The organism is Aeromonas sp. ASNIH8, from assembly GCF_002919855.1.
GTDB classification, from domain to species: Bacteria; Pseudomonadota; Gammaproteobacteria; order Enterobacterales; family Aeromonadaceae; genus Aeromonas; species Aeromonas caviae.
Genome location: NZ_PQLN01000256.1, coordinates 1 through 790, shown reverse-complemented (window position 1 = coordinate 790; position 790 = coordinate 1). Strand labels below are relative to the sequence as shown.

The 790-nt window shown below is 53.3% G+C and carries 1 protein-coding gene; it reads right to left on the bottom strand.

Annotated elements, in window-relative coordinates; all coding sequences use genetic code 11:
* The coding region (locus C3418_RS23780) for an IS630-like element ISAhy2 family transposase (protein ID WP_103859395.1) at positions 1–681 on the bottom strand (681 nt) is incomplete at its 3' end.
* Between the last annotated feature and the right edge of the window lie 109 nt (positions 682–790).

The window sequence follows — 790 nt, the reverse complement described above, 5'->3', positions numbered from 1 at the left end:
AAGCACTCTTCCGTTGCCTGCATGGAGAACGCCTGCCAGGTAATGTTTCGCGTTCTGTCCCGGCGTGACAACCCGCTTTTGCTGCGCTCTGAACATCCAGTCGGCCCCTAATTTGGGATTGAGGTCTATATCGACTTCATCCTCATAAAACACCGGATTATCGGCATCACAGCGGGCCAGCGCAGCGTCGATATCCGCCATTTTCTCCTGATAGGCTGGGTCTTTTATCCGCAAGGTCGGCACGGGCCTTCGCCAGACAATGCCCATACGCGGTAACCATCGACGGAGCGTGGAGGCTGCCATATTGAGGCCTGTTAACCGATTGATTTTGATAGCCAATAGTTCGGTACACCAGCGGCTGCGCTGATAACCAAAATCTTGCGGAGAAAACTGCATGAGCAGCACCAGTAAAGTGACAATCTTGGCAACAGGTAAGACTGGGGCACGGCCAGCCGGTAAGGCTTCTAGCGCATCTATGCCTTCATCTCGATACCATCGAAGCCAACGGCCGATGGTCGAGCGAGCAGCGCCGGTAAGGTGATGAACATCAGTGACCGTGCGTCCTTCATGTAACAGCAAGATGGCCATCAAGCGACGAGCATGCCCTTTATCACGGGTGGCATGGATGATTTTGTGAATGCGGCGCCGTTGTGGTCGTGGCAGGGGTGGTAGGATAGGCATCAACTCAGTCCTTTGGGTGTGGCTTGTTTTGTTTGGCGACTAATGAGATCGCACAAACTGGACTGAGTTCCCTTCCTCCAGTGATCTACTATTCGGAACAGCTATTTAG